This is a genomic window from Nocardia sp. Tas62D01 (assembly GCF_055232035.1).
Map to the genome: position 1 here is coordinate 5113441 of NZ_JBUYUZ010000001.1, position 12522 is coordinate 5125962.

Below are 12522 nucleotides of genomic sequence, written 5' to 3' on the forward strand. Positions count from 1 at the left end.
GCGCTTATCAGACCGATGGGGTGCGGGAACTCCCGCAATAACACAGAGGTGGAATCATGACCGATCCTGCGAAGAACGGCTCGTGGGGAGCCGATCATCCGATCGGAGTCGCCGTCCTCGGCATGGGCAATGTCGGCACCGAGGTGGTGCGCATTCTGCGCGACCACGCCGATGACCTGCGCTCCCGTGTCGGCGCGCCGGTGGTGCTGCGCGGCGTCGCGGTGCGCAACCTGGACACCGACCGCGGTATCCCGGCCGAACTACTGACCACCGACGCGGACGCACTGGTCGCCCGCGCCGACGTCGACCTGGTGGTCGAGGTCATCGGCGGTATCGATCCGCCGCGGAGATTGATCCTGGCCGCATTGAACGCGGGCAAGTCCGTGGTGACCGCCAACAAGGCGCTGCTGGCCGATTACACCGGCGAACTTGCCGCGGCCGCCGAGCGCAGCCGCGCCGACCTGTACTTCGAGGCCGCCGTCGCCGGCGCCATCCCGGTGGTGCGCCCGCTGATCCAGTCGCTGGCCGGCGATCGGGTGAACAAGGTCGTCGGCATCGTCAACGGCACCACCAACTTCATCCTCTCCGCGATGGACGAGACCGGCGCGGACTACTCCGACACCCTGGCGGAGGCCACCCGCCTCGGTTATGCCGAGGCCGACCCGACCGCCGACGTGGAGGGCTACGATGCCGCCGCCAAGGCCGCGATCCTGGCCTCGCTGGCGTTCCACACCCGGGTCACCGCCGCCGATGTGTACCGCGAGGGCATCTCGAAGATCTCCGCGGAGGATCTGGAGACCGCGTCCGCGGTGAACTGCACCGTCAAACTGCTCGCCATCTGCGAGCGGGTCGGCGCAGGTCCCGGCGAGCCGACTCTGGAAGAGGGCGGCAAGGAGCGCGTTTCGGTGCGCGTCTACCCGGCCCTGATCCCGCGCAAGCACCCGCTGGCAGCCGTCAGCGGTGCCTTCAATGCCGTGGTCGTCGAGGCGGAGAATTCCGGGCGGCTGATGTTCTACGGTCAGGGCGCCGGTGGTGCCCCGACGGCGTCCGCGGTGCTCGGCGATCTGGTGATGGCCGCGCGCAACAAGTTCTACGGTGGCCGCGCACCGGGTGAATCGGTTTATGCTGAGCTACCGATTGCGCCGATCGGCGATACGCCCACCCGTTACCACGTGAACCTGCAGGTCGAAGACCGTCCTGGGGTTCTGGCCAAGGTGGCAGGCGAGTTCGCCAACCACGGGGTGAGCATCTCGACCGTCCGCCAAGAGGGACACGGCGACGGTGCGCGCCTGGTCGTAGTCACCCACCACGCGGTGGAGTCGGCGCTCGCGGACACCGTGGCCGCCCTGGCGGAGATGGAGTCCGTCACATCCGTCACCAGTGTTCTGAGATTGGAAGGCACCGAAGAATGAGTACGATTGGCGTCGCGCCGCAGGCAGGAGTGCACTCCCGCTGGCCCGGTCTGATCACGGCCTATCGCGATCGACTCGCGGGCGCAGCCGACTGGGAGCCGGTCACGCTGTTCGAGGGCGGCACCCCGCTGGTGCCCGCACCGCACCTGTCCTCGCTGACCGGGTGTGATGTCTATCTCAAGGTCGAGGGTCTGAACCCGACGGGTTCGTTCAAGGACCGCGGCATGACCATGGCGATCACCGACGCCAAGTACCGCGGCCAGACCGCCGTGCTGTGCGCCTCCACCGGCAACACATCGGCATCGGCCGCCGCCTACGCGACCCGCGCCGGCATGACCTGCGCCGTACTGATCCCGCAGGGCAAGATCGCCATGGGCAAGCTGGCCCAGGCGGTAATGCTGGGCGCGAAGATCATTCAGGTCGAGGGCAACTTCGACGACTGTCTGGAGCTGGCGCGCAAGGTGACCGCGGATTTCCCCAGCATCGGACTGGTGAACTCGGTGAACCCGGCCCGCATCGAGGGCCAGAAGACCGCAGCGTTCGAGATCTGCGACGTGCTCGGCAAGGCCCCCGATGTGCACGCGCTGCCGGTGGGCAACGCGGGCAACATCACCGCCTACTGGCGCGGTTACCGCGAGTACTACGCTGACGGCATCACCACCCGGCTGCCGCGCATGCTCGGCGTGCAGGCCGCTGGCGCCGCGCCGCTGGTCAACGGTGCCCCGGTGAAGGATCCGGAGACCATCGCGACCGCGATCCGGATCGGTGCGCCCGCGTCCTGGAACGGCGCGATGGAGGCCAAGGAACAATCCGGTGGCGCGTTCCGCGCCGCCACCGACGAGGAAATCCTGGAGGCGTACCGCCTGGTCGCCGCCACCGAGGGTGTCTTCGTGGAGCCGGCTTCGGCCGCCGGCGTCGCCGGTCTGCTCGCCGCTCGCAAGGAGGGCTGGCTGGATTCCGGGCTGACCGTGGTCTGCACCGTCACCGGTAATGGGCTCAAGGATCCCGACACCGCGCTGTTGGGAATGCCGCAGGTACAGGCGATTCGGGTCGACCCGGTCGCGGTCGCCCACGAACTCGAGCTGGCCTGAGTTGAGTTCGCGCGAAAGCCAGTTGATGACACGGACACTGCCCGCAGGCATGTCCGTGACCGCGCGGGTACCCGCGTCCAGCGCCAACCTCGGTCCCGGATTCGATTCGCTCGGTATGGCATTGGGCATCTACGACGAGATCGAGGTGCGCACTACCGATTCCGGCCTTACGATCCGAGTGGAGGGTGAAAGCGCCGACGATGTGCCATGGGGTCCTTCGCATCTCGTGGTCCGCGCGATCGAGCGCGGCCTGGAATCCGCGGGTGTTTGGGCAGACGGCCTGGATGTGGTGTGCCGCAACGTAATTCCGCATTCGCGCGGTCTGGGGTCGTCGGCCTCCGCGGTGGTCGGCGGACTGGCCGCGGGCTGCGCGCTTGCCGCCGAGTTGGACCCGGCGCTGGCCACAGGCGCCGACCAATTGGTGCAGCTGGCTTCGGAATTCGAAGGTCACCCGGACAACGCCGCCGCCAGCGTGTTCGGTGGCGTTGTGGTGTCCTGGACCGAGACCGATCGCCCGGCCGACGCCGGCGCGGACGGCACCTCGCCACCCGCGCCGACCCGCGTTTATCGCGCGGTGCGCCTGGATCCGCATCCGGCCCTGCGTGCGGTGGTGCTCATTCCCGAAGAGCGCTCGTCCACCGCGCACACCCGTGGCCTGCTGCCCGAGGTCGTGCCGCACGGCGACGCCGCATTCAACGTCAGCCGGGCCGCGCTCGCGGTCGTCGCGTTGACCCAGCGTCCCGATTTGCTGCTGCCCGCGACCGCGGATCGGCTGCACCAGACCCAGCGTGCCCCCGCGCTACCGCTGACGACCGCCTGGATCCACCGGCTGCGTGCGGCCGGTATCGCGGCAACTGTTTCCGGCGCGGGCCCTACCGTGTTGGCCTTGGGTACCAGCGAATTCCCCCAGGAACTCCGCGAACTGGCGGCCGCGGAGGGCCTGCGAGTGGTCGAGCCGGGACTCGCGGAAGGCGTCCAGGTCGACTAACGGCGAGTCCGCCTTGCCGAGGCTTGCAGTTGCCAGCTATCCTGGGCAAGTCCGTACATCGTGCGCATCAGACGCCGGTGCTTCATCCAGGGCAATCGCTCCAGCAGGCTCCAGGCTCGAGCCTCCAGGCCATGGGGGTGCTGCGTAGCTGCGCAACTGGAATGATCTCTCCCACCTTTCGCTACCGGTGGCGAAGCCGCCGGTCCGGCGGGGCAGGTGATACGGCACCATCCGAGTCCGGCAGAATGCCCGGACTGCGGAACGAACCCTCGAAATAGCACACGGCAATCGAGGGAAGGAAAGGATTTCCGTGACAGATACGGACCTGCTCGCGACACCCGGGGTGGAATCCAACCCAACGACCCCGGGCGACCGCGAAAGTGACTCCGGACAGATTTCGAAGATGAGCGAAAAAACCGACGTCGCACGATCGGGGCTGACTGGAATGTTGTTGCCGCAGTTGCGCGCGCTCGCGGGGGAACTCGGTATCCGAGGCACCTCCGGAATGCGCAAAGGCGATTTGATCGCCGCCATCAAGGAAAACCAGACCGGAAAGTCGGCGAAGGCTGAAAAGCCTGCGCGTGGCGAGGTGAAGTCTGACGCGGACACCGCCGAGGCGGCGCCGGCACGTGCCGAGCAGGCGACCCTGGACGTCACGCCCGCGGCTCCTGTCGCGGCGATAGAGGCTTCCGCTCCCTCGAATCAGGCTGGCGCCGCATCTAATCAGGCTCCCGCCGTGGTGCCAGCCGCTGCGTCGACCGAGACGCAGGCCGCTCCCTCGAAGTCCGCTCGGTCGGACCAATCGCAGGCCGACTCGGTGCAGGCCGATGGCGCGCCGTCCGAGACCACTGAGGATTCCGGCCGGGAGGCCGGTCAGCGTGGTCGCGGCAGGCAGCGTCGCGGTCGTGACCAGGCCCGCTCCGGCGGCGAGACCGCGTCGGCCGAGCCACGTGGTGACGAGCCGAAGCAGGAACAGGAACAGGGCGAACGCCGTCGCGAGCGCAGTCAGAGCGAGCGTAACCAGTCCGCTGAGCGTAATCAGGGCGAGCGCAACCAGTCGGGTGAGCGCAATCAGTCCGAGCGCAGCAGCCAGAACGGCAACGGCAATAGTGGCCGCGGCAGTGACGGCGGCCGGGGCGGCGACAGCAACCGTGGCGGTGACGAGGACGAGGGCGGTCGCGGACGGCGGGGACGTCGCTTCCGGGAACGGCGTCGTGGTCGTGACCGCGAGGGCGGCGCGGGCACCGGCGAGGCTCGTGAGCTGGAGATCCGCGAAGACGACGTGTTGCAGCCGGTCGCGGGCATCCTCGACGTGCTGGACAACTACGCCTTCGTGCGGACCTCGGGCTACCTGGCAGGACCGAACGACGTCTACGTCTCGATGAACCTGGTCCGCAAGAACGGCCTGCGCCGCGGCGACGCGATCACCGGTGCGGTGCGCGCGCCGCGCGACGGCGAGCAGAGCAATCAGCGGCAGAAGTTCGATCCGCTGGTGCGCCTGGACACCGTCAATGGCGGTGATGTCGAGGCGGCCAAGCGGCGGCCCGAGTTCAGCAAGCTGACCCCGCTCTACCCGAACCAGCGACTGCGGCTCGAGACCACGCAGAATAAGTTGACCACGCGTGTGATCGATCTGATCATGCCGATCGGTAAGGGCCAGCGTGCGCTGATTGTTTCCCCGCCGAAGGCCGGCAAGACGACGATCATGCAGGACATCGCCAACGCCATTGCCATCAACAACCCCGAGGTCTACCTCATGGTTGTGCTGGTCGACGAGCGTCCGGAAGAGGTCACAGACATGCAGCGTTCGGTGAAGGGTGAGGTCATCGCCTCGACCTTCGACCGTCCGCCGTCGGATCACACATCGGTCGCCGAGTTGGCCATCGAGCGGGCCAAGCGCCTGGTCGAAATGGGCAAAGATGTTGTGGTGCTGCTCGACTCGATCACCCGATTGGGCCGTGCGTATAACAACTCCTCGCCTGCCTCGGGCCGAATCCTGTCCGGTGGTGTTGATTCGACCGCGCTGTACCCGCCCAAGCGGTTCCTCGGCGCGGCACGCAATATAGAAAACGGCGGCTCGCTGACGATCATCGCCACCGCAATGGTGGAAACCGGCTCGACCGGTGACACGGTGATCTTCGAGGAGTTCAAGGGCACCGGCAATGCGGAACTCAAGCTGGACCGCAAGATCGCCGAACGGCGCGTGTTCCCCGCGGTGGACGTCAACCCGTCCGGTACCCGTAAGGACGAGCTACTGCTGAGCCCCGACGAGGCCGCGGTGCTGCACAAGCTGCGCCGCGTACTGACGGGCTTGGATTCGCATCAGGCGATCGATCTGCTGATCGACCGACTGAAGAAGAGCAAGACCAACCTCGAGTTCCTGATGCAGGTAAGCAAGACCGCGCCAGGCGCACTCGACGAGTGAGTAAACAGGGGCGCTAGCCCGCCTCCCCGCGACTTCAGCGCACAAGTGGGTGCCGTTGAAGTCGCGGGGAGGCGGGCCGAGGGTCGAGTGCGAAAGGACTCTTGGAGTACCCCGGGAGTTACCCAAGTACTCACGAGATCGGTTGTTGGGATGGCAATCTCAGGGGCTCCATGCAAGCGGGACCCTGAGTGCTGCGGACTGCCGTCTTTGCTCCTGAGTGGTGCGGCGGGAACAAACCTATAGCTGGATTCGTTTTGGCAGCGTAGCGGCAGTTCTGGCATAATGAACGGTCGTTGTGTCTGCTCAGCTGAGCAGATCTCCCGCCTAAGTCGGCTCCGGTTCACGTTCTCGCGATCTGCGAGAGCGACCCGGCGGCCAATATCGAGAGGACACCATGAAGGCAGGAATTCACCCGACGTATGTCGACACCACGGTCGTCTGTGGTTGCGGCAACACCTTCCAGACTCGCAGCACCAAGGAGTCGGGACACATCACCGTCGAGGTTTGCTCGCAGTGCCACCCGTTCTACACCGGCAAGCAGAAGATCCTCGACACCGGCGGCCGTGTGGCCCGCTTCGAGGCTCGCTACGGCAAGCGTGCCGGCAAGAAGACGGCCGAGGCCGACGCCAAGTAGCTTCCTCGCCGACGCCCGGTCCTGCTCAGCAGGCCGGGCGTCGGTGCTTTTGTGTGGTCCCTGCTATCGCCGGGACGACGTGGAAATACGAGAGGAAGCAAGACTGTGACGCAACCGTCCGCGATCGATGACATTCTGGCCGAGCATCAGGGCCTGGAGACGCAGCTTGCCGATCCGGCGCTGCACAATGATCCGGGCGCCGGGCGCCGCGTCGGCAAGCGGTTCGCCGAGCTGGCCCCGATCATGGCCACCTACACCAAGCTGAAGTCCGCGCGCGACGATCTCGCCGCCGCGCAGGAACTCGCGGTCGACGATGCCGCCTTCGCTGCCGAGATTCCCGACCTGGAAAGCCAGGTCGTCGAGCTGGAGCAGACGCTGGCCGACCTGCTCGCCCCGCGCGACCCGCACGACGGCGACGACGTGGTGCTCGAGGTCAAGTCCGGCGAGGGCGGCGAGGAGTCGGCACTGTTCGCCTCGGACCTGGCCCGCATGTACGTGCGTTATGCCGAACGGCACGGGTGGAAGGTCGAGATTCTCGGCGTCACCATCTCCGATCTCGGCGGCTACAAGGACGCCACGCTGTCGATCAAGAGCAAGGACGCCGCCCGCGATGGTGTCTGGTCTCGCCTCAAATTCGAGGGTGGCGTGCACCGGGTGCAGCGCGTCCCGGTGACCGAATCGCAGGGCCGCATCCACACCTCGGCGGCGGGCGTGCTCATCTACCCGGAGCCCGACGAGGTGGAAGAGGTGCAGATCGATGAATCCGATCTGCGTATCGACGTATACCGCTCCTCCGGCAAGGGCGGCCAGGGCGTCAACACCACCGACTCGGCCGTTCGCATCACCCACCTGCCGTCGGGCATCGTGGTGACCTGCCAGAACGAACGCTCCCAGCTACAGAACAAGGCGCGCGCCATGCAGGTGCTCGCCGCGCGCCTGCAGGCGCTGGCCGAGGAACAGGCCGACCAGGAAGCCGCGGCAGGCCGGGCCAGCCAGATTCGCACCGTCGACCGCTCCGAACGCATCCGCACCTACAACTTCCCGGAGAACCGGATCGCCGACCACCGCATCGGCTTCAAGGCGCACAACCTGGACGCAGTGCTGGATGGTGACATGGACGCGCTGCTCGATGCCCTCGGCAAGGCGGATCGTGAAGCCCGAATGGCCGCAGAATAGCACATCGGGCAAAGTCAGCAGCATGAGCCGAGAGCCCTTGCGTCCAGCAATCAATCAGGCCGTCGAGACATTGCAGGCAGCGGGAGTGCAAAGTCCGCAGGCCGATGCCGAGCATCTGGCCGCCCACCTGCTCGGTGTCGAGCGGAACAGATTGGCGCTGACACCGCTGGTCGAGCCCGAACAGCTCGCCCTATATCGCGCGCTGGTCGCGCGGCGCGCGGAACGAATTCCCTTGCAGCACTTGACGGGTCTTGCCGCGATGGGCGAGATCGACCTCGAGGTCGGGCCAGGCGTGTTCATCCCTCGCCCGGAGACCGAGCTGCTCTTCGCCTGGGCACTCGGCCAACTGGAAGCGCTGCCGCACGATCACAGGCCCGTCGTGGTCGACCTGTGCACCGGGTCCGGTGCGCTGGCCCTCGCCATCGCACAGGCCCGACCGGACGCCGACGTGCATGCGATCGAAATAGACCCGGCCGCGCTGCAATGGGCCCGCCGCAATGCCGACCTGCGCATTGCCGAGGGCGACACCCCGATCACCCTGTACGCCGACGATGTCACCGACCCGAAGCTGCTGTCGGAACTCGACGGCAAGGTCGACATCGTGATCTCCAACCCGCCTTACATCCCCGAAGATGCTCAGCTCGATCCCGAAGTCGCCGACCACGACCCACACCTGGCCCTGTTCGGCGGTCCCGACGGACTCGATGTCATCCGCGCCATGATCCCCACCATCGCCCGGCTGCTGCGCCCTGCCGGCGGCACCGCCATCGAACACGACGACACCAACGGTTCCGAGCTCGCCGCGCTGCTTTCGAAGCAGGGTGACTTCACCGACATCGTCGAGCACCCCGACCTCGCGGGCAAACCCCGCTTCGTCGCTGCAACCCGCTCCTGACCCGCCCGGAGATGGCCCGCGGCGAATTCGAGCTACCCGACGTGACCTTCGGTGCACCGCGGGTTTGGGCCGGGGGATGGTGGTCTTGCCGCGCCCGCGTGACAGGATGGGGCCTGTGAGTACCGTCTACGACTGCGCGGATCCCGACTCGCGCGCCGCCGGACTTTCCGCAGCCACAAGCGCCCTGAAATCCGGGCGGCTCGTCGTGCTGCCGACCGACACGCTCTACGGCCTTGCCGCCGACGCGTTCGATTCGTCGGCGGTCAGCTCGCTGCTCGCGGCCAAACGTCGTGGCCGGGACATGCCGGTGCCGGTGTTGGTCGGGTCCTGGCACACCATCGATGGCCTGGTCTTCTCGGTGCGTCCGCAGGCCCGTGAGCTGATCCGCGCGTTCTGGCCGGGTGGGCTGAGTCTTGTTGTGCAGCAGGCGCCTTCGCTCGCGTGGGACCTGGGCGATACGCGCGGAACGGTGATGCTGCGGATGCCGCTGCATCCGGTCGCGCTGGAGCTGCTGCGCGAGGTGGGCCCGCTCGCGGTGTCTAGTGCCAACGTCTCGGGGCAGCCGCCGGCCAAGACGGCGGCCGAGGCCCGCGATCAGCTCGGCGATCTGGTCGGGGTCTACCTCGATGGCGGACCGTCCGAGCACGCCGTGGCCTCCACCATCGTCGACCTCACCGCCGACCAGCCGCGGATTCTGCGCGAGGGCGCGGTGTCGGTCGCCGATATCGCCGATGTGCTCGGCATGTCGCCGGATGCCCTGACCAGTGCCGTGTCGCGGTGATCGGACGGTGTGATCGCATGGCGGATCAGATAATCGGATGAGTTCCGTAGTTCCCTTGCGCGAGCTGTTGCTCGTGTTGCTGATCTCGGCAACGGTGACCTTCCTGGCCACCGGCGGGATTCGAGTGCTTGCCATTGCCTTCGGCGCTGTCGCCGTGCCGCGCGAGCGGGATGTGCACGTCAAGCCGATTCCACGGATGGGTGGCGTCGGCATGTATGTCGGCGTGGTCGCGGCGGTGCTGTTCGCCCATCAACTGCCCGCGCTGCGCCGCGGCTTCGACTATGCGCCGGATATTCCGGCGGTGCTGGTTGCGGCCACGCTGATCGTGCTCGTCGGCATCGTCGACGACCGCTGGGGCCTGGACGCGCTGACCAAATTCGCCGGTCAGGTCACCGCCGCCGGTGTGATGGCGGTGATGGGCCTGAGTTGGTACGTCATCTACGACCCGTTCAACGACACGACAGTGGTGCTGGACGCGCTGCAGGGCGGTCTGGTCACCGTCGCGATCACCGTCACCCTGATCAATGCGATGAATTTCGTCGACGGATTGGACGGACTCGCGGCCGGGCTTGGGCTGATCTGCGCCGGCGCCGTCTTCGTTTTCGCCGTCGGCCTGCTCTACGACCAGGGCGGTTCGGTGGATACCTATCCGCCCGCGTTGCTCGCCGCCGCGCTGGCCGGCGCCTGTCTGGGATTTCTGCCACACAATTTTCAGCCCGCCCGAATATTCATGGGCGATTCCGGCTCGATGCTGATCGGGCTGATGCTGGCCGCGGTGTCGACCGGTGCGTCCGGCCGAATTCCGTTGAACGGTTACGGACCTCGCGACATCGTCGGTCTGTTGTCGCCGCTGCTGCTGGTAGGTGCGGTGATGTTCATTCCGGTGCTCGATCTGTTGCTGGCGATTGTGCGACGGGTGCGCGCCGGTGTGAGTTTCTCGACTCCGGACAAAATGCACCTCCATCACCGGCTGCTGCAGATCGGCCATTCGCATCGGCGTGTGGTGTTGCTCATCTATTTGTGGGTCGGCGTACTCGCCTTCGGCGCCGTCGGTACCGCGCTGATGGATCGGCGACTCGTGGTGCTGCTGATGGCGGGCGGGCTGGTATTTGCGCTGGTGGTGACCGCCATCCCGGGTCTGCGACGCGGGGAGGCGGCGGGCGACCGACCACCGTCCGGGTAAAGTTCGCAGCGTGAGCTTTACTCCAGCACTTGTCCCCGGTCCCGACGCGCCGCTCAAGTCGGCGCTGCGCTATGGCCTGATCGGGTTGATCGTGCTGGTTGTGCTGTCGGTTGCCATTGCCTCCGCCGTCGCGGGCCTGCCCGGGCTGTGGGGCGCGCTGCTCGGCGCGGCCATCGGCGGCGGTTTCATCCTGACCACGGCCGCCGTGGTGCTGTTCGGCGCGAAACTGCCGCCGACCACCGCGGGCCTGGTCATGCTGCTCAGCTGGGTCGGCAAGTTGCTTGTCGCCATGGTGGTGATCGCGGTGCTGCAGCGTTTCGATTTCTACGATCGGATGATGCTGTTCCTCACGGTGGTGGGCGCCCTGCTCATCGTGCTCGGCGCCGAGACGTACGGCGTTCTGCGGCAGAAGGTTCCGTACGTGACGGTGCCCGACGCCCGACCTTCCGACGCGGTGCCCGCGGAGCGCGAAATCGGGTCACAGCCGACCACTACGCAGGAATAATCCCACCCACCTACACACTGTCGTAGATAACTTGGTAAAGTGTTGGTAAGCAAGCAATCGAGCAAGAATCGAGCAAGGGGGGATCGCCCCGGTCCCGCTGAGCGCCGCTATGCTTACTGCCGTGCCGGCTCCGAGGGGTTCCGGTTCTGCATGTCGACGATGTCGCCGACATACGTACAGACGCCAGGTGGAATCCAACTCCGCCGCACAGCTGCTGACGAAATTCGCGCCGACCTGAGTCGACCAAATTGATCGTCAATGTCCGATCGAACCGTGGGTACGACCGAACCCACGGCCCGAACACGGGAGAGAACGCTGAGCGTCACCACTTTGGCTGGCGAGTTCCACGCGCCATCGCTGTCCGACTTCTTCCCTCCAGCCCTGCTGTTCGAGGGTACGCCGTTCGAACTCGATCGCCTGATGCTGATCCGTCTGATCATGACGGCGGTTCTGGTCATTGTCATGGTGCTGGCATTCCGGAGTCCCCGTCTGATACCGCGCGGTCTGCAGAACGTTGCCGAGACCGGTTTGGTCTTCGTCAAGGAACAGATCTGCGAAGAGGTACTCGGTAAGGAAACCGGCCGCAAGTACTTCCCGCTGATCGCGACGATCTTCTTCACGGTCCTCTTTCTGAACTTCTCCGGCATCATTCCGGGGTTGAACATCTCGTCGAATGCCCGAGTCGGCATGCCGCTGGTACTCGCCGTGCTTGCGTACATCGCGTTCAACTACGTGGGTATCAAGAAATATGGATTCGTCAAGTACATGCGCAGCAGTACCGTGGTCCCGGATGTTCCGCTCGCACTGCACGTGTTGCTGATTCCGATCGAATTCATTTCGACGTTCGTGCTCCGCCCGTTCACACTGACGGTCCGACTCATGGCGAACATGCTCGCAGGTCACATCATGTTGGTGCTGTTCTTCAGCGCCACCTGGTTCTTCCTGTTCGACGCGGCCGCGTGGATGAAGGTGTTCTCGCCGTTCTCGCTGCTGGCGGGCCTCGGATTCACCCTCTTCGAGATCTTGGTCATCTTCCTGCAGGCCTACGTGTTTGCGCTGCTGACCGCCGTCTACATCGGACTCGCACAACACGCAGACTCGCACTGACCTGCAACAACTACCGGAAACCTGCTACATCACGCCGACCGGCGGGTGAGCAACAGAAAGGGAAATGGAACTCATGAGCCTCGCGTACCTGGCCCAGGATGCCGCCAACACCACGCAAACGTTCAAGGGCTTCGGCGCCATCGGCTACGGTCTGGCAGCCATCGGCCCTGGCATCGGCGTCGGCATCGTCGTCGGTAAGGCGATCGAGGGCATCGCTCGTCAGCCTGAGCTGCAGGGCACGATCCGCACCAACATGTTCCTCGGTATCGCGTTCACCGAGGCGCTCGCGCTGATCGGCCTCGTCGCCGGCTTCATCTTCTGAGAT

12 protein-coding genes are annotated in these 12522 nt (G+C 66.1%); all 12 read left to right on the forward strand.

Annotation, left to right across the window (positions count from 1 at the left end; genetic code table 11):
* The first annotated feature begins 56 nt into the window (after positions 1 to 56).
* The 12 genes from ACV7NQ_RS23995 to ACV7NQ_RS24050 all read left to right on the forward strand — a co-directional run bounded on the left by ACV7NQ_RS23995 (position 57) and on the right by ACV7NQ_RS24050 (position 12519).
* Positions 57 to 1412 (forward strand): homoserine dehydrogenase, encoded by a 1356-nt coding sequence (locus ACV7NQ_RS23995; protein WP_463361697.1) that lies wholly within the window; start codon positions 57 to 59, stop codon positions 1410 to 1412.
* Positions 1409 to 2503, forward strand: a complete 1095-nt coding sequence (thrC, locus tag ACV7NQ_RS24000) for a threonine synthase (RefSeq protein ID WP_463361698.1) — start codon at positions 1409 to 1411, stop codon at positions 2501 to 2503. The genes ACV7NQ_RS23995 and thrC overlap by 4 nt, the downstream gene beginning before the upstream one ends.
* Positions 2504 to 2528: 25 nt before the next feature.
* The gene (gene thrB / locus ACV7NQ_RS24005) at positions 2529 to 3491 is read left to right on the forward strand and encodes a homoserine kinase (protein ID WP_463361699.1); all 963 of its coding nucleotides are present in this window, start codon (positions 2529 to 2531) and stop codon (positions 3489 to 3491) included.
* 310 nt (positions 3492 to 3801) lie between these two features.
* Positions 3802 to 5916 carry a transcription termination factor Rho gene (gene rho / locus ACV7NQ_RS24010; RefSeq protein WP_463361700.1) on the forward strand — a complete coding sequence of 705 codons (2115 nt, stop codon included), beginning with the start codon at positions 3802 to 3804 and terminating at the stop codon, positions 5914 to 5916.
* A gap of 394 nt (positions 5917 to 6310) precedes the next feature.
* Positions 6311 to 6550, forward strand: a complete 240-nt coding sequence (gene rpmE / locus ACV7NQ_RS24015) for a 50S ribosomal protein L31 (protein WP_463361701.1) — start codon at positions 6311 to 6313, stop codon at positions 6548 to 6550.
* A 105-nt stretch (positions 6551 to 6655) separates the two neighbouring features.
* Positions 6656 to 7726 carry a peptide chain release factor 1 gene (gene prfA / locus ACV7NQ_RS24020; RefSeq protein WP_463361702.1) on the forward strand — a complete coding sequence of 357 codons (1071 nt, stop codon included), beginning with the start codon at positions 6656 to 6658 and terminating at the stop codon, positions 7724 to 7726.
* Positions 7727 to 7748: 22 nt separating this feature from the next.
* Entirely contained in the window at positions 7749 to 8621 is an 873-nt protein-coding gene (gene prmC / locus ACV7NQ_RS24025) for a peptide chain release factor N(5)-glutamine methyltransferase (RefSeq protein ID WP_463361703.1), read from the forward strand.
* A gap of 115 nt (positions 8622 to 8736) precedes the next feature.
* Positions 8737 to 9402 carry an L-threonylcarbamoyladenylate synthase gene (locus ACV7NQ_RS24030; protein WP_463361704.1) on the forward strand — a complete coding sequence of 222 codons (666 nt, stop codon included), beginning with the start codon at positions 8737 to 8739 and terminating at the stop codon, positions 9400 to 9402.
* Between the two features lie 37 nt (positions 9403 to 9439).
* Entirely contained in the window at positions 9440 to 10585 is a 1146-nt protein-coding gene (locus tag ACV7NQ_RS24035; protein ID WP_463361705.1) for a glycosyltransferase family 4 protein, read from the forward strand.
* A gap of 10 nt (positions 10586 to 10595) precedes the next feature.
* Positions 10596 to 11090, forward strand: a complete 495-nt coding sequence (locus tag ACV7NQ_RS24040; RefSeq protein ID WP_463361706.1) for a hypothetical protein — start codon at positions 10596 to 10598, stop codon at positions 11088 to 11090.
* 258 nt (positions 11091 to 11348) lie between these two features.
* Positions 11349 to 12197: a F0F1 ATP synthase subunit A gene (gene atpB / locus ACV7NQ_RS24045; protein WP_463361707.1), complete on the forward strand. Its 849-nt coding sequence runs from the start codon at positions 11349 to 11351 to the stop codon at positions 12195 to 12197.
* 73 nt (positions 12198 to 12270) lie between these two features.
* Positions 12271 to 12519 (forward strand): ATP synthase F0 subunit C, encoded by a 249-nt coding sequence (locus ACV7NQ_RS24050; protein WP_463361708.1) that lies wholly within the window; start codon positions 12271 to 12273, stop codon positions 12517 to 12519.
* The last annotated feature ends 3 nt before the right edge of the window (positions 12520 to 12522 follow it).